Below are 15,315 nucleotides of genomic sequence, written 5' to 3'. Positions count from 1 at the left end.
GGGAAGCGTCCCAGGCAGGCCGACTAAACTGGGGGAGTCCCTTTCCCCTCGTGTGAGAAGCTCCGCCGTGCCTGACGCCTCCCCGCGCACCTTCGAGGTGCGTCACCTGCAGATGGCCCGCGCCCTCTTCGCTGCGATCGCCGCCGTGATGATCACCTTCTCGATCGACCACTCCGCCGGAGTCGGCGTCGCGGTCTTCAGCGGCTTCACCGTCGCGACGGGTCTCGTGCTGCTGCTGGCCGTGTGGCTGGTCTTCCGGGCCGGAGCGCGCTGGCCCTCGATGATCCTCGGCCTCATCATGCTGGCCGCCGGCATGATCGGCAGCATCCCGACCCTCCGCACGACCGAGGGCTTCTTCATCCTCGTCATGGTGTGGGCGTTCATCGCGGGCGCCGCCGAGCTGACCCTGGGCCTGGTCGGCCGTCGCCAGGACACCCCCGCCGCGCGGGAGGCGGTGTTCGTCGGCGCGCTGACCCTCGTCCTCGCCGTCGCGCTGATCTTCATCGACCGCGGCTACAACCTCGAGTACTACATCGACGACGCGCAGCGATCGTTCTCGCTCACCGGCATCACGATCGGCGTCGGCGTGTTCGGCGGCTACGCCGCGATCGTCGCCGTCTACCTCGGGATCGCGGCGTTCTCGCCGCGTCCCGCCCCCGCGGTCACCGCCGACCCGGCCCACACCACCGGAGGCACCGCATGACCGAGAAGAACACCACCCGCCGCCAGCTCATGCGCCCGGCGCAGCTGATCACGCTGGCGTTCATCGCGGCCGCGTTCGCGGGAATCGTCACGCTCATGTCGATGGGCATCCTGCAGAACCCGCGCCCGGTGCCCGAGGGCGAGCTGCACCCGCACGTGAAGGCGTGGCTCGTCAGCGCCATCGTGGCGGGCGTCACCTTCATCGCCACGCTCGTGATCATCTCGCTGTCGCTGCTGGCCGTCGATCCCGCCCAGGTGAACCGGACGGTCGACCGCGGCCTGCTCCTCGACCCCGAGACGGACGCCGTCTCCGACGGCCGTCCCTCGGATGACCGGCCGACCGGCGGCGACCGCCCGTCCGGTGAGGACGGCGCCGCACCCCCGCGCGGTCACTGACCGCGCCGCGGGCGGCGACTCTCAGCCGAGCTCGTCCACCAGCCGGTCGGCGAGACCGGCGTACCCGGCAGGGGTGAGGGCCAGCAGACGCTGCTTGGCGGCGTCGCCGATGTCGAGACCCTGCACGAACTCGGCGAGCTCGGGCGCACCGACCCGGCGGCCCCGGGTCAGGTCCTTCAGCAGGGCGTAGGGGTCGGTGATCCGCGACCGGCCGGCGACGATCTCGGCGCGGACGACCGTCTGGATCGCCTCGGCGAGGACTTCCCAGTTGGCGTCGAGGTCCGCCAGCAGCACGTCACGCGAGAGCGAGATCTCGGTGAGTCCCCGCTGCAGGTTGTCGAGCGCCAGCAGCGAGTGCCCGAACGCGACGCCGATGTTGCGCTGCGTGGTCGAGTCGGTGAGGTCGCGCTGCTGCCGCGACGTGACGAGGGTCGAGGCCAGCGTCGAGAACAGGCCGCCCGAGATCTCGAGGTTCGCCTCGGCGTTCTCGAACCGGATCGGGTTGATCTTGTGGGGCATCGTCGACGAGCCGGTGGCGCCGGCGACGGGGATCTGCGCGAAGAATCCCATCGAGATGTAGGTCCAGACGTCGGTGGCGAGATTGTGCAGGATGCCGCCGGCGTGACGGGCACGGTCGTACAGCTCGACCTGCCAGTCGTGGGACTCGATCTGGGTCGTCAGGACGTTGAAGCCGATGCCGAGTGCGTCGATGAACTCGCGCGACAGCGCGGGCCAGTCGACATCGGGCTCGGCGGCGAGGTGCGCCGACCACGTCCCCGTGGCACCCGAGAACTTCGCGAGGTAGTCGCCGCCGGCGATCTGGTCGGCCACGCGCTGCAGGCGCCACGCGAAGACGGCGAGCTCCTTGCCCATCGTCGAGGGGGTCGCCGGCTGACCGTGGGTGCGCGAGAGCATGACGGCATCGCGGTGCTCGTGGGCGAGCTCCGAGAGGGCGCCGATGACGCCCCGCAGCTTCGGCAGCCACACGTTCTCGACGGCGCGCTTGACGGTGAGCGCGTACGAGGCGGAGTTGATGTCCTCGCTCGTGCACGCGAAGTGGGTGAGCTCGGCGACCGCGTCGAGCCCCAGCGACGACAGCCGGTCGCGGACGAGGTACTCGACGGCCTTCACATCGTGACGCGTGACCGCTTCCTTCTCGGCCAGCCATTCGATCTCGTCGGGGCCGAAGTCCTCGTAGAGCGCCCGCAGCGACGTCTTCGCGGCATCCGTGAGGGCGGTCGAGCCGAACAGCCCGCGATCGGTCAGCGCGATGATCCACTCGACCTCCACCTCGACCCGGGCGCGGTTCAGGCCGGCCTCGGAGAGGTACTCGGCGAGAGGCGCGACGGCGGGTGCGTACCGGCCGTCGAGGGGGCTCAGGGACTGGGAGGGCAGGGAGGTCACGCGGCTCCGATCGTTGGGGGCGCTCCGCCGATCCGGCCCCCGATCGGACGGCGATCAGGAAGAGCGGCGAATGGCGGGTTCGAGCTGCCGGAAGAGCGCCCGGCTCGCGCTCTCGATCATACCGAGCACGTCATCGAACATCTCGGGGCCGCCGTAGTAGGGGTCCGGCACGTCGACGACGCCGTCGTGGCGGGCGTCGAACGACAGCAGCAGCGCGAGCTTGTCGACGTCGGCGGGCGTCCGCGCCCACTCCGACAGCGCACGCTCGTGGGAGCGGTCGAGGGCGACGACGAGGTCGTTGCGGTCGAAGTCATCGAGGGCGAACTGCTTCGCCCGATGCCGGGAGCCGTCGTAGCCGCTGCGCTCCAGGGCGGCCAGCGTCCGGGTGTCGGCGCGCTCGCCCACGTGCCACTCGCCGGTGCCCGCGCTCGTGGACACGATGCGTTCGCCGAGGCCCGCCTGGTCGGCGAACCAGCGGAACACGACCTCCGCCATCGGCGACCGGCAGATGTTCCCGGTGCAGACGAAGACGACGCGGAAGGCGGCATCGGGTGAGAGCACCAGACCATTCTGGTGATCTCGGCGCGTTCTGCACAGACGGAGTTTCGGCGGGCACGTCCACCGGCCGCCTCCCCGCACCCTGCCGGCCGGCCGCCGGCACCACCATCACGGCATGACGCCCGCTGTCCTGGCCCTCGAATCCGCCCTGGCCCGCCTCACCCGGGCGGACGGAGAGGCGATGCGGCTGCTGCACGCGGGGCGCCTGCTCGCCGCCGCGACGGACTGGCAGTCCCGAGCCGCCGACGCGTACCGGTTCGCCGTCGACGAGTGGATCGCCGATCTGAGCGCCTTCACCGCCGAGCTCGACACCGCGCTGCGGGAGGTCCGCAGCGAGCGCGCCCGGCTGATCGACCTCGTGCCGGCGGGATGATGGGGCACGAACCCCTCGACCTGCGCAGCGGCAGGATCATCGCCGTCGACACGGCGACCCTGCGGCACGCCGCGGCATCCTTCGACGACATCGTGGACGAATGCGGCCGTCTGCGCGCGTCGATCGCGGACGCCGCGGCCGACCTGTACGGATCGGCGTCGGCCGTCACGGTGCAGGACCTCATCCGCCGCGCCGAGCGGATCGGCGCCCGCGCGGCCGACCTGGCGGGAGGGCTCCGCGAGACGGCGATCATCTACGAGATCATCGAACTCGACGCGCAACGGGCCGCGGCCGTCTCGGCGGGGGATGCGCGGGCGGCGGCGGACCTCACGGGGCGCCTGGACCGGCTCGCCGGGACCGCACCCGACCAGGCCGCGCTCGCCGAGATGCTCGTGGCGCGCGCGCCCGACCCGCACGGCGCGCTGGTGGGCCAGCTGATCCTCGGCACCCTCCCGCTCAGCGGGCTCGGCGCGCTCCCCGGCATCGTCGCCCCGCTGATCCTCGGGGCCGGGATCGGGACCCTCACCGCGGTGAAGGACGCCGGACTCGGGGTCGTCGGCCACGACAGCCGGCTTCGCAGCCGCGTCCCGCCGCCGCGGCTGACGCTCCTCGCCGCGACGCCGGGGTCCGCGCCTCGGTCGGTGGCGGAGATCGCGCGCCGCATCCCCTCGGGCGGGGCCGGCAGCATCCGCGTCGAGAGGTACGCCATGGCGGACGGCGGGAAGCGGTTCGCGCTGTACCTGACCGGGACGCGGTCGATCGGCGGGCCGGGCGCCTTCGACATGGAGTCGAACGCGCAGCTGTACCTGCGCCGCGGATCGGAGTCGTACGAGGCCGCCCGGATCGCCCTGCAGCGGGCCGGCGCGAGACCGGGTGATGCGGTCCTGGTGAGCGGGCACTCCCAGGGCGCGATGGTCGGCAGCCGGCTGGCGCTCGAGGGGGAGTTCGACGTGCCGGCCCTCGTCGGGTTCGGCAATCCGATCCAGGCCGATCTCGGAGCGCAGACCCTCCAGGTGGATCTGCGGCACTCCGACGACCCGGTCGCCGCGCTCGCGGCCGGCGGGCACGCCACGACGATCGGCGCACCCGGCAGCGTCGTCGCGGAGCGGACGGTCGATCCGCTGCCGAGCCTCGGCGACCTCAGCGCGACCGTGCATCACCTCGACGCCTACATCGCGTCCGCGGAGATGCTGGACGCGTCGGCGGATCCGCGCATGGACGCCGTTCGCGAGCGGATCGGCGAGCTGGCGGATGCGGCATCCGTCGACGTCTTCGTGTTCGACGCCGAATCCGCGGGCGCGGTCCGAGACGACCTCGCGCAGCGGCACGGTCCGGCCGGGTGAGGACCACCGGCATCCGGTGCCTGTCGTATGCGCGCTGCGCGGCGGCGGTCGGCGGTCAGCGCTTCGAGGGGCGCAGGATGATGCCGAAGATCCAGTTGATGATCGAGATGACGAGCGCCGCGAGCACGCCCAGCCAGAACGATTCGACCGTCAGCCCCCAGCCCCACCACTCGGTGAACCAGCCGGTCAGCCAGAACAGGAACCCGTTGATGACGAGCGAGATGAGGCCCAGCGTGAGGATGTAGAGCGGGAACGCGAGGATCTTCAGCACCGTGCCGATGACGGTGTTGACGATCGCGAAGACCGCGGCGACCGCCAGCAGCGACAGGACGAACTGCAGGGTCTCGCCGGGTGCGAACGGGGTGACCTCGACCTGCAGCGGATCGATGAGGGTCACGACCCAGATCGCGAACGCGTTGATCACGACTCGGATGAGGAAGCGCATGCGGGCAGTCTCCCACGACGGATGCCGGGGAGTCACGCCTCGTAGACTCGGACGGTGACCGACATCCCCGTACGCGTTCGCCCCGAGATCGCCGCGCTCCCCTCGTACACGCAGGGCAAGCAGGCCGGCGCGACGGCCTACAAGCTCTCCAGCAACGAGAACCCGTTCGACCCCCTTCCGGGGGTGGTGTCGGCGGTCCAGGCGGCGACCGCGTTCAACCGCTACCCCGACGCGCTCGCCGGGCGGCTGCGCGACCGCCTGGCCGAGCGGTACGGCGTGACCAGCGACCGGATCCACGTGGCCGCCGGGTCGGTGTCGATCCTGTACCAGCTGGCTCAGGCCGCGGCGACCGTCGGCGACGAGATCGTGCTGCCGTGGCGGTCGTTCGAGGCGTACCCGGGCATCATCACCGTGACCGGGGCGACCCCGGTCGCCGTCCCGCTGACGGATGCCGCCGAGAACGACCTCGTCGCTATGGCCGCGGCCGTGACGGAGCGGACCCGCGCCGTCTTCGTCTGCACGCCGAACAACCCGACCGGCGCGGTGGTCACCCAGTCGGCGTTCGAGGAGTTCCTCGCCGCCGTCCCCCGTGACGTGCTGGTGGTGCTGGACGAGGCCTACGCCGAGTTCGTGACCGCAGCGGATGCCGTCGACGGCGCGAAGATCCTCGCGGCCGGCCACGACAACGTCGTGGTGCTCCGCACCTTCTCGAAGGCGTACGGCCTCGCCGGCCTGCGCATCGGCTACGCCGTCGGGCACCCCCGCATCCTCGACGTGGCCCGGAGCGCCGGCATCCCGCTGTCCGTCACCGCCCAGGCCGAGGCGGCCGCGCTCGCGAGCCTCGACGCGGAGGCCGAGCTGCAGGAGCGGGTCGCCGCTGTCGCCGAGCGTCGCGACCGCCTGGTCGTCCGGTTGCGCGACGCCGGCTGGGACGTCCCCGACGCCCAGGGCAACTTCGTCTGGCTTCCGGCGGGGGACCGTGCCCTCGAGGTCGCGGCCGCCTTCGAAGCCGCCGACCTGGTCGTGCGTCCGTTCGCGGGCGACGGCGTTCGGGTGTCGGTCGGCGAGGCGGAGTCGGTCGACCTGGTCGTCGCCGTCGCGGCATCCGTCCGCGCCTGACCTCCCCGTCGCTGCCGCCCTCGCGGGCGATGCGGCGGGCTCGGGGGACGCGAGGTGCGGTGCGCGCGTCGGCTCTGCGACGTCTCGCGTCCCCGGAGGGCGGCGCGGGGCGGATGCCGCGGCTCGGGGGACGCGAGGTGCGGTGTGCGCGTCGTTACTGCGACGTTTCGCGTCCCCGCAGCGGCAGCGTGGGGCGATGCCGCGGCTCGGGGGTCGCGAGGTGCGGTGCGCGCGTCGGCTCTGCGACGTTTCGTGTCTCCGGAGGGGCTGCGCGGGGCGGACGCCGCGGCTCGGGGACGCGACGTACGGTGCGTGCGTCGGCTCTGCGACGTTTCGCGTCCCCGGAGGAGCGGTGCGGGGCGGCTGCCGCGGCTTGGGGACGGGAGGTGCGGCGGCGCGTCGTGACCGCGGCGTTTCGCGTCCCCGGAGGAGCGGCGCGGGGCGGATGCGGCGGTTCGGGGGACGCGAGGTGCGGTGTGCGCGTCGTGACCGTGACGTTTCGCGTCCCCGGAGGGGCGGCGCGGCGCGGATGCCGTGGCTCGGGGGACGCGACGTGTGGTGCGCGCGTCGTGACCGCGACATCTCGCGTCCCCGGAGGGCGGCGCGGCGCGGATGCTGCGGCTCGGGGGACGCGAGCTGCGGTGCGGGCGCCGGCATCCCGACCGATCGCGTCCCTCGAGCGGGGCGCGTCAGGAGCGGGAGCGCTCCTTGGGCGTGCGGACGAAGAGCGTCTCGGTCTGCTCGAGTGCCATGCCCTTGGTCTCGGGGATGCGCCAGGCGACGTAGACGAAGGACAGCGCCGCGAACAGGGCGTACATGCCGTAGGTCACCGGCAGCGACCAGCCCGACATCGCCGGGAACGACACCGTGATCAGGAAGTTCGCGATCCACTGGGCGGCTGCGGCCACGCCGAGCGCCTTGCCGCGGATGCGGCTCGGGAAGATCTCGCCCAGCAGCACCCAGACCAGCGGGCCCCACGAGGCGCCGAAGCCGACGACGAACAGGTTCGCGGCGATCAGGGCGATCGGACCCCAGGCGCCGGGCAGGCTCGGCGCGCCGTCGACCTCGACGGCGAACGCGAACGCGAGCGCCATCGTGCCGAGCGACACGGTCATGAGCAGCGAGCCGGTGAGCAGGATCGGCTTGCGGCCGACCCGGTCGACGAGCCAGATGGCGATCAGGGTGACGACCACGTTCGTGACCGAGGTGATCACGCTGATCAGGAGCGAGTCGCTCTCGTCGAACCCGACCGCCTTCCAGAGGGTCGTCGAGTAGTAGAAGATCACGTTGATGCCGACGAACTGCTGGAACGTCGACAGGATGATGCCGACCCAGACGATTCCCTGCAGACCCAGCACGGGGCCGCGCAGCGACGCGCTCTTGCTCTTGCGGTCCTCCTCGATGGCGGAGCTGATCTCGTTCACCGACTTGTCGAGGTCGGCCGCGGGGACCAGCCGGGAGAAGATCTCGCGCGCCTCGTCGCGGCGGCCCTGGGCGAGCAGGTACCGCGGCGACTCCGGCATCGTGAACGCCAGGATGCCGTAGACGGCCGCCGGCACGACGCCGACCAGGAACATCCAGCGCCACGCCTCGAGGCCCCACCACAGGTCTTCGGATGCGCCACCGGCGGAGTTGGCGAGCACCGCGTCGGACAGCAGGGCCGTGAAGATGCCGAGCGTGATCGCCAGCTGCTGCAGCGACGCCAGTCCGCCGCGGATCTGGCGGGGCGCGATCTCGGCGATGTAGGCGGGCGCCACGACCGAGGCGATCCCGATGCCGATGCCGCCGATCACACGCCAGACGATGAGGTCCGGAACACTGAAGGTGAGCGCGGACCCGACCGAGGACACCAGGAACATCACCGACCCGAGCATCATGGTCTTGAGTCGACCCCAGCGATCGGACAGGTTCCCGGCGGTGATCGCGCCGACTGCGCACCCGAGCAGCGCGACGGCGACGACGAACCCGGTGAGCACGTCGTTCAGCTCGAAGTTGCCCGAGATCGCGTCGACGGCGCCGTTGATGACCGACGAGTCGAACCCGAAGAGGAAGCCGCCCACGGCGGCGGCGACGGAGAGGGCGATCGCCCGCCGGCCGAACGGACTGCGGAGCGAGAACGCGTCCGACGGAATGGTCCCGGTTGTGCTCATTCCTTCAACGGTACTCGCGCCCGCAGGAGCCAGCGCCCCGCTTGCGCGGGCGCCCGGTTTCGGCAAGACGCCGCCGGAGCGCGTCGACGGCGGCCGCTCGCCGGGCAGGCTTCAGACGTCGGTGAAGCCGATCTTCGCGGCGCCCCGAGCGATCCACGGATGCCGCGAGAAGGCATCCCAGACCAGGGTCGACCCCAGGGCGGCGGCGCCGAGCAGGGCGGTCGCCCCCTTGTTCAGTCCGTAGCGCGGGCCGGCGTACCACGGCTCGTCGCCCTCCAGGTTGATGCCGTCGGCGGCCCCCCATTCGTTCCACGCGCCGGGATGCTCGTCCCGCAGCACCCGGAGCGCCGGGGCGACGTCCGCCGGTGCGAGCGGAAGCGCGCCGAACAGCGACACGGGTGGGATCGTGCCGTCCCACCGGGGCTCGTGATGGGCGGGGCGGGCGCCGTTGACGACGTAGCCGCTCGGCCCCTCGCCGGCTGCGGGCCCCCACAGTCCGGCGGCGAATGTCTTCGACCGGTGAGCCTGGTCGGCGCACCACGCCTTGCTGGCCAGCGAGGCCTCGCGCGCGTTGGCCCACCAGTCGCGGCCGTCCCGGTCCCGTACCCGGTGGAACGGGTAGAACGCGAGGGGGAAGTGGTAGGTGAACAGGGTCCCGGCGCGCTCGAAGACGCACTCGTGCCCGCCGTAGGATCCGACCGGCTTGTCGAAGCCGTCCCACAGCGCCTGGGCGCGCTCGCCGCTGACATCGGGATGACCCGCGGCGAGCAGGTACATCGGCAGCTGCTCGGCCGTCATCTCCCACAGGCTGACGAACCCGTCGACATCCGCCCCGTCGGCGTAGTCGTCGCTCCGCGAGCCGACCCACGCCATGTGCAGCAGCACCCGCCCGTCGGGCTGCACGGTGGTGATCCAGTCCCAGTCGATGCGGTTCAGCATCCGGTCCACGCGCGCGCCGATCTCCTCGTCGTCGGCGAAGACGGATGCCGCGACGACGGCGCCGCACAGGGCGAGCGTCGTATCGATCGTCGAGTACTCCGACGTGCTGACCCGGTCGCCCGAGCGGGCGTCGACGAAGTGGGCGAGGAAACCGTTCTTCTCGGGGACCGCCTCCTCGAGCACCCGCAGCGTGCCCCGCACCCGCTCGCGCACCTCGTCGCGGCCGAGCACGCCGCGCTCGACGCCGACGCACCAGGCGGCGAGGGCGAAGCCGGTCGCGGCGACCGTCGCGACCGCCGCGACGTCGTCCTTGTCCAGGACGAGGCCGCACCCCGGTCCCGACGGCGTCGAGAACCGCCAGAGCCAGCGGATCGAGGCATCCACCTCGCGCTCGGCGAGTTCGCGGATGTCCTCGGGCAGGGAGTCGGGCAGGGTGGTCGTCATGCGGCGGACCTCTTCTCGAACGGGTTGGGGATGGCATCGAGCAGCTGGCGGGTGTACTCGGCCTGCGGGTTCTCGATGACCTCCTCGGCCGGGCCCGCCTCGATCAGCACGCCGTCCTTCAGGACGAGCGCGTGGTTGGCGAGGCTCTTGGCCGACAGCAGGTCGTGGGTGATGTAGAGCATCCCGACGCCGTGATCGGAGACGAGAGACTGCAGCACCTCGAGGATCTCGGCCCGGATCGATACGTCCAGGCTCGCGATCGGCTCGTCGGCGATCACGAGCCGCGGCTCGGCGGCGAGGGCCCGCGCGATGACGACGCGCTGCCGCTGCCCGCCGGACAGTTCGTGCGGCAGTCGCCCGATGAACCGGCCGGCGGGTGTGAGGCCGACGGTCTCGAGCAGGCTGGCCGCACGTTCCACCGCCTCGCGACGACCGACGTGCAGGAAGTTCACGAGCGGACGGGCCAGCGAGTACCCCACCGTCAGCGTCGGGTTCAGCGCGGCGTACGGATCCTGGAAGACGTACTGCACGTTCCGCCGGTACTCGCGCGCCAGCTTCCCGCTCAGCTTCGAGATGTCGTGCAGCGCGCCGTCCTGCTTGGCCGCGTACCGGACGCTGCCGGAGGTCGGCTCGTCGATCCGGGTGAGGATGCGGGCGATGGTCGACTTGCCCGAGCCGGACTGGCCGACCAGGGCGGTGACCTCGCCCTCGCGCAGGGTGAAGGACACGTCCTTCACGGCGTCGACGTGCTCGGTCCGCATCCCCTGGCGCTTCGCGAAGCGCCGCCCGAGATCCGCGATCTCGAGCACCGTCCGGTGCTCGACCGGCGCCTCCTGAGCCACCTCCGCCGGCTCCTCCAGTTCGGCGCCCTCGTACCCCTGCACGTCCTCGCCGAGCAGCTCGGCGTACGAGCCGACCAGATGGATCGAGTACGGATGCCGCGGGCCCGAGCTGACGGCATCCGCGCTCGCGATGTCCTCGACGATCTCACCCTCGTACATGACGGCGACGCGGTCCGAGAAGTCGAGCAGGGTGCCCATGTCGTGCGTGATGAGGACGGCGCCGAAGCGCTCGCGCTCCTGCAGTTCGCGGATCTTGTCGAGGATCGATTTCTGGACGACGACGTCGAGACCCGTCGTGGGCTCGTCGAAGAGCACGAGCTGCGGCTGCAGCGCGAGGGCCAGCGCGAGGTTCACCCGTTGGCGCATCCCGCCCGACAGCTCGTGCGGGAACATGGCGAGGAACCGCGCGTCGACGCTGACGAGGTCGAACAGCTCCTCGCACCGCTCGCGGATCTGCGCGTCGGTCAGGTCGGTGTGCTCGTGCATGACGTCGTGGAACGCCCGCCGCACCCGCACGACCGGGTTCAGCGAGTTCATGCTCGACTGGAACACGGTGGAGACGTACGACCACCGCAGCGGCCGGAGCTGCTCGCCCTCGAGATCGGTGACATCCTGGTCGCCCCAGCGGATCATGCCGCCGGTGATCCGACCGGGAGTCCGCAGCAGCTTGAGCACGGCCTGCGCGAACGTGGTCTTGCCCGACCCGGACTCGCCGGCGAGCCCGACGAACTCGCCTGGACCCACGCGCAGCGAGGCGTTCTTCACGGCGTCGACGACGGGACCGACCTTCGGCCGGTACTGCACCGACAGGCCGTCGACGTTCAGGACGGATGCCGCACCGCCCGGATTCGCAGCGTTCATGACTTCTCCTCCTCGCGCAGGTGCGGGTTGCTGAGCATGTCGACGCCGAAGTTCACGAACGTCAGCGACGTCATGAGCAAGGCGAGCATGAGGCCGGGCGCCACCAGCCAGACCCACAGTCCCTGGACGAGCGCGCCGTTCGCATTCGCCTGGGCGAGCATCTGGCCCCAGCTGACGGTGTTCGGGTCGCCGAACCCCATGAACGACAGGCCCGCCTCGGCGGCGATCGCGGCCGTCGCGGCGCCGATGAAGCCCGACACGATCAGGGACGACATGTTCGGCATGATCTCCCGGAACACGATCCGCAGCATCCCGTCGCCCCCGAACCGCGCGGCGGTGACGTAGTCGCGGTTGCGCATCGAGATGATCAGCGACCTCATCTCGCGCGCCGCGCCCGCCCAGCTCGTGATCGCGACGACGAAGACGAGCAGCCCGAGGCCGCGCGTCTCGCTGTAGGCGACGATCACCATCATGAGCGGGAGGACGGGAATCACGAGGGCGAGGTTGGTGAGGAACGACAGCACGTCGTCGAGCACGCTCCCCTCTCGGTATCCGGCGAGCAGCCCCACGATGATGGCGATGACGATCGTCGCCAGGCCGCCGAAGACGCCGATCGCGAAGGAGAGCCGCGTGCCGTGCACGAGCTGCGTCCATAGGTCGTAGCCCAGGGTGTTGGTGCCCATCCAATGGGCGGCGCTCGGATCCTGTGCGGGCGCGAAGCCGGCATCCGTCGGGCTGTACGGCGACAGGAAGTCGGCGAACACCGCGACGAGCAGGAAGACCGCGAGCATGATGAGGCCGACCCGCGCCTTCCGGCTCGACCAGATGATCTGGTACCACCGCGGCGGACGGACGATCGCGACGACCTCCTTCGTCGACGCGTCCTCGGCGGTGACCCGGCGGCGGAAGGTGCGCACCGGCTCGGTGCGGTCGGGGGTCGTCGTCGATGCCGGCTGGGGCATCGAGGCGGGCTGGGGGATCGGAATCTCTTCGGACATGGCTGTCACCTGGCTTTCACGCCGCGGCCCGGCGGGCCCGAGGATCGATGAGCGGATACAGCAGGTCGACGATGAAGTTCGCCGTGAGGACGATGATGATCGTCGCGAGCAGGATGGCCTGCATGAGCGGGAAGTCGCGGTTGCTGGTCGCCTCGCCCATGAGCCGGCCCATGCCCGGGTAGTCGAAGACGGTCTCGATGAGGATCGACCCGCCCATCAGCACGCCGAGCGACAGCGCGAAGCCGGTGACGACCGGCAGCAGCGCGTTCCGCGCCGCGTAGCCGAGGGCGAGGGTGCGCTCGCGGAGGCCGGCCGCGGCCGCCAGCCGGATGTAGTCCTCGCCCAGCACCTGCACCATCGTGTTGCGCATCGACAGGATGAAGCCGATCGGCGCGGTCACCATGAGGGTGAGCGCGGGCAGGAAGCCGTGGGCGACGACGTCCGCGATGTGCTCGGGGCTGAAGTCCTCGTCGGTGTAGCCGTACCCGCCCGCGGCGGGGAACCAGCCGAGCGTGTACGCGAAGAGGAAGAGGATGATCAGACCGATCCACACCGACTGGAGGTTCCCGACGAACGTCGAGCCGATCGAGATGGTGGCGTCGAACCGGCTGTTGCGCCGCCACGCGGCCAGCGCTCCGAGCAGGGTGCCGATGACGAACGACAGCACCTGGGTGAGGCCGACCAGCACGAGCGTCCACGGCAGCGCCTTGCCGATCACCTCGACCACCGAGATGGGGAAGTAGGTGAACGAGATCCCGAGGTCGCCCGAGAACAGCTGCTGCAGGTACTGCCAGTACGCGACGAACACGTTGTCGTCGCCGTAGCCGAGCATCGTCTTGATGGCGGCGACCTGCGCCGGGTCGACCTCGCCACGACCGGTGAGCTGCGTCACCATGATCTCGGCGGGATCGCCCGGCTGCAGACGCGGGATGATGAAGTTCAGCGTGATCGCCGCCCACAGGGTGAGCAGGAAATAGCCCGACTTGCGGAGGTAGTAGACCACGGCTCAGCCCTCCCCGGGGGCCGCGCCGGCGGCATCCGTCTCGCCGGGCGGACGCAGCAGCGGCGCGAGGCGGATCAGCTGGTCGACCGGGTACGGGTTCTCATCGCTCGGCCAGCCGACCGCGTTCTCGGTGCGGTAGATCAGCCGGCTCGGGGCGTACTGGAGGGCGATGTAGGGGAACTCCGTCATGAAGACGTCGATGATCCGCTCCTCGATGCGGGTCGCACGGGCCTCGTCGGTCGTGTTCGCCCACTCCTCGACGAGGGCGTCGACGTCGGGGTTCGAGTACCGGGCGCGGTTGAGGAGGAGCTCCTCGTCGTGGGAGATCTGCGAGGTCTGCAGCCGGGCGCCGAGGTCGCGAGCGCGCTGGCATCCGCCGCCGACGAAGTCGACGACCATGTCGAAGTCGCCCGAGCGCTGCATGCCGTCGACCGCGTTCGGGTCGGTGGTCACCATCCGGACCTGCACGCCGACATCCTTCGCGTTGCGGACGACGACGTCGGCCATCGCGATGATGTCCATCCAGCCGGCCTGCACGCTGAACACGAACGACAGCGGGTCGCCGTTCTCGTCGACCCGCCAGCCGTCGGCGTTCCTGTTGTAGCCGGCGGCGTCGAGCAGCTCGTTGGCGCGGTCCGGGTCGTACGGGATGTACTCCTTGCCCCGCCACTTCTCCGGGATGTCCTGCTCCTGGTAGGGCATGAGCAGCATCGTCTGGCTGGCCGGTTCCATGATGCCGAAGCTGGCGCGCTCGGTCAGGGCCTCGCGGTCGAGGGCGTAGGCGAAGCCCTCGCGGAACTTCGGGTCGCTCAGCACGGGGCGCTCGTTGTTGAGCGCGAGGACGGTGGTCGCGTCCGGCGGGTAGAAGAAGTGCGCATTCTCGGGGTCGGGGGCGACGACGGAGCGGTTCGGGTTCGGGATGTCCCCCTGGTAGAGGTCGAGCGCACCGCCGCGGAGCTTGAGGGCGCCGCTGTTGGCGTCGTACTGGCCCTCCATCGAGATCTGCTGGACCTTGACCTCGTCGGCGTTCCAGTAGTTCTCGTTGCGCTCGAGCACGAGTCGCCGTCCGTTGTAGGAGGACGGCGTGAAAGGCCCGGTGGCCACGCCGACCTCGTCGACGAAGAGCGTCGGGTCGCCCTGCTCGGCGTAGATGTGCTCGGGCAGGATCTTCGTCGTGGTGAGGATGCCGTCGGTCTTCGGGACGGCGGGTCCGGTGAAGCGGAACTCGACGGTGTGGTCGTCGAGGGCCGTGACGGATTCGGCGGGGGCGCCGAAGAACTCGCCCCACAGTCCGGCGCGGTCGGCGGCGGGGAACTCCTTGCCGGCGGTGAACGTGTACACGACGTCGTCGGCGTCGAATGGTTCTCCGTCGCTCCACTCCACGCCCTCGCGCAGCGTGAGCACGAACCGGTCGGGGGAGGGCCACTCGTAGCCGGTGGCGAGCCAGGGGATGGCCTCGCAGGTGAACCGGTCACGGATCATGAGCGGCTCGAACAGCCAGGTCTGGACACTCGCGTTGGGGGACAGCCAGTTGTAGTTCAGCAGCCCCTGGACGGACCCCGCGGCTTCGGACGGCATCCGGATCTCGGCGATCATGCCCTCTTCGGCCGGCGGCGGCGGCTCGAGGCCGATGTTCGCGCAGGCGGATGTCGTCAGCAGCGCGGCCAGGGCGACAGTGCTCGCCGCCAGTCTCAAGCGCGTGTTCATCGGAACCTCCTCGTTCCTGGGATGCCGGACC

14 protein-coding genes are annotated in these 15,315 nt (G+C 71.0%); 5 read left to right on the top strand and 9 right to left on the bottom strand.

All coding sequences use genetic code 11. The features are described from left to right. Positions 1-67 precede the first annotated feature (67 nt). A complete protein-coding gene (locus AB3M83_RS01265; RefSeq protein ID WP_412944549.1) occupies positions 68-703 on the top strand; it encodes an acyl-CoA synthetase in 636 nt (211 codons plus the stop codon). Then, positions 700-1,098: a hypothetical protein gene (locus AB3M83_RS01260; RefSeq protein ID WP_412944548.1), complete on the top strand. Its 399-nt coding sequence runs from the start codon at positions 700-702 to the stop codon at positions 1,096-1,098. Before AB3M83_RS01265 ends, AB3M83_RS01260 begins: the two co-directional genes overlap by 4 nt. Before the next feature lie 21 nt (positions 1,099-1,119). On the opposite strand, the gene purB is transcribed toward AB3M83_RS01260, so the two are convergent. Together purB and AB3M83_RS01250 are read right to left on the bottom strand one after the other, a co-directional pair. Next, complete coding sequence (gene purB, locus AB3M83_RS01255) at positions 1,120-2,502, bottom strand: adenylosuccinate lyase (RefSeq protein ID WP_412944547.1); 1,383 nt, start codon at positions 2,500-2,502, stop codon at positions 1,120-1,122. A gap of 54 nt (positions 2,503-2,556) precedes the next feature. Continuing rightward, entirely contained in the window at positions 2,557-3,066 is a 510-nt protein-coding gene (locus AB3M83_RS01250) for a low molecular weight protein-tyrosine-phosphatase (RefSeq protein ID WP_489672217.1), read from the bottom strand. Between the two features lie 109 nt (positions 3,067-3,175). Between AB3M83_RS01250 and AB3M83_RS01245 the strand changes: the two genes are divergently transcribed. Next, entirely contained in the window at positions 3,176-3,433 is a 258-nt protein-coding gene (locus AB3M83_RS01245; RefSeq protein ID WP_412944546.1) for a hypothetical protein, read from the top strand. Continuing rightward, complete coding sequence (locus tag AB3M83_RS01240) at positions 3,433-4,776, top strand: hypothetical protein (protein WP_412944545.1); 1,344 nt, start codon at positions 3,433-3,435, stop codon at positions 4,774-4,776. The genes AB3M83_RS01245 and AB3M83_RS01240 overlap by 1 nt, the downstream gene beginning before the upstream one ends. A 55-nt stretch (positions 4,777-4,831) precedes the next feature. Here AB3M83_RS01240 and AB3M83_RS01235 read toward each other — a convergent pair whose 3' ends face one another. Beyond that, positions 4,832-5,221, bottom strand: a complete 390-nt coding sequence (locus AB3M83_RS01235; RefSeq protein ID WP_412944544.1) for a phage holin family protein — start codon at positions 5,219-5,221, stop codon at positions 4,832-4,834. 54 nt (positions 5,222-5,275) lie between these two features. Here AB3M83_RS01235 and AB3M83_RS01230 point away from each other — a divergent pair, with 54 nt between their 5' ends. Next, a complete protein-coding gene (locus AB3M83_RS01230; RefSeq protein WP_412944543.1) occupies positions 5,276-6,340 on the top strand; it encodes a histidinol-phosphate transaminase in 1,065 nt (354 codons plus the stop codon). A gap of 689 nt (positions 6,341-7,029) precedes the next feature. Here the strand turns inward: AB3M83_RS01230 and AB3M83_RS01225 are convergent. The 6 genes from AB3M83_RS01225 to AB3M83_RS01200 all read right to left on the bottom strand — a co-directional run bounded on the left by AB3M83_RS01225 (position 7,030) and on the right by AB3M83_RS01200 (position 15,284). After that, complete coding sequence (locus AB3M83_RS01225; RefSeq protein ID WP_412944542.1) at positions 7,030-8,490, bottom strand: sugar porter family MFS transporter; 1,461 nt, start codon at positions 8,488-8,490, stop codon at positions 7,030-7,032. A 111-nt stretch (positions 8,491-8,601) separates the two neighbouring features. Next, a complete protein-coding gene (locus tag AB3M83_RS01220) occupies positions 8,602-9,873 on the bottom strand; it encodes a glucoamylase family protein (RefSeq protein WP_412944541.1) in 1,272 nt (423 codons plus the stop codon). After that, entirely contained in the window at positions 9,870-11,576 is a 1,707-nt protein-coding gene (locus AB3M83_RS01215) for an ABC transporter ATP-binding protein (protein WP_412944539.1), read from the bottom strand. The genes AB3M83_RS01220 and AB3M83_RS01215 overlap by 4 nt, the downstream gene beginning before the upstream one ends. Continuing rightward, the gene (locus AB3M83_RS01210; protein ID WP_412944538.1) at positions 11,573-12,574 is read right to left on the bottom strand and encodes an ABC transporter permease; all 1,002 of its coding nucleotides are present in this window, start codon (positions 12,572-12,574) and stop codon (positions 11,573-11,575) included. The genes AB3M83_RS01215 and AB3M83_RS01210 overlap by 4 nt, the downstream gene beginning before the upstream one ends. A 16-nt stretch (positions 12,575-12,590) precedes the next feature. Continuing rightward, positions 12,591-13,577, bottom strand: coding sequence for an ABC transporter permease (locus AB3M83_RS01205; protein ID WP_412944537.1), 987 nt, complete (start codon positions 13,575-13,577; stop codon positions 12,591-12,593). A 3-nt stretch (positions 13,578-13,580) separates the two neighbouring features. Then, positions 13,581-15,284, bottom strand: a complete 1,704-nt coding sequence (locus AB3M83_RS01200) for an ABC transporter substrate-binding protein (protein ID WP_412944536.1) — start codon at positions 15,282-15,284, stop codon at positions 13,581-13,583. Positions 15,285-15,315: the final 31 nt, after the last annotated feature.

The sequence above is a fragment of the Microbacterium pasadenense genome (genome assembly GCF_047246565.1).
In the GTDB taxonomy this organism is placed as follows: domain Bacteria; phylum Actinomycetota; class Actinomycetes; order Actinomycetales; family Microbacteriaceae; genus Microbacterium.
This window is presented reverse-complemented; position numbering and strand designations above follow the sequence as displayed.

Excerpts from the sequence above, each read along its gene's own strand:
- AB3M83_RS01260 (WP_412944548.1), top strand. The coding sequence starts at position 700 with ATGACCGAGAAGAACACCACCCGCCGCCAGCTCATGCGCCCGGCGCAG.
- AB3M83_RS01235 (WP_412944544.1), bottom strand. The coding sequence starts at position 5,221 with ATGCGCTTCCTCATCCGAGTCGTGATCAACGCGTTCGCGATCTGGGTC.
- AB3M83_RS01245 (WP_412944546.1), top strand. The coding sequence starts at position 3,176 with ATGACGCCCGCTGTCCTGGCCCTCGAATCCGCCCTGGCCCGCCTCACC.
- AB3M83_RS01210 (WP_412944538.1), bottom strand. The coding sequence starts at position 12,574 with ATGTCCGAAGAGATTCCGATCCCCCAGCCCGCCTCGATGCCCCAGCCG.
- AB3M83_RS01200 (WP_412944536.1), bottom strand. The coding sequence starts at position 15,284 with ATGAACACGCGCTTGAGACTGGCGGCGAGCACTGTCGCCCTGGCCGCG.
- AB3M83_RS01240 (WP_412944545.1), top strand. The coding sequence starts at position 3,433 with ATGGGGCACGAACCCCTCGACCTGCGCAGCGGCAGGATCATCGCCGTC.
- AB3M83_RS01225 (WP_412944542.1), bottom strand. The coding sequence starts at position 8,490 with ATGAGCACAACCGGGACCATTCCGTCGGACGCGTTCTCGCTCCGCAGT.
- AB3M83_RS01215 (WP_412944539.1), bottom strand. The coding sequence starts at position 11,576 with ATGAACGCTGCGAATCCGGGCGGTGCGGCATCCGTCCTGAACGTCGAC.
- AB3M83_RS01220 (WP_412944541.1), bottom strand. The coding sequence starts at position 9,873 with ATGACGACCACCCTGCCCGACTCCCTGCCCGAGGACATCCGCGAACTC.